This window comes from Monashia sp. HAY1-2A (assembly GCF_056755315.1).
Map to the genome: position 1 here is coordinate 1 of NZ_JBNDHY010000381.1, position 278 is coordinate 278.

A 278-nucleotide genomic window follows, 5' to 3' on the forward strand; every position below is an offset into this window, starting at 1 on the left:
TCGTTACGCTCCCCCAGATTGCTGCCCAACGCCAGGATGGCCTTGGTATAGCCGGAGCTCATGACCGCTCCCGGTGGACGCTGCCAGTCACATCGCCGAACGGCACCTCAATGGGCGCCTTAGGCTTGTGGACGGTGACGTCGACGGCGGCCACGCTGTAGTTCGCAAGGATGGCCTCGGCGATCCTGACCGCCAGGCCCTCGATGCGGTTCAGGGGCTCGCCTTCGATGTGCTTGGTAATCAGCTCGGCGACTTCGCCGTAATGCGCTGTGTACTGC

The 278-nt window shown here is 63.7% G+C and carries 1 protein-coding gene; it reads right to left on the reverse strand.

Annotation, left to right across the window (positions count from 1 at the left end; genetic code table 11):
• Positions 1 to 58: 58 nt before the first annotated feature.
• Positions 59 to 278 (reverse strand): dihydroneopterin aldolase (locus ACPYOM_RS22390; RefSeq protein ID WP_481347647.1); only part of this gene is annotated, 220 nt, incomplete at its 5' end.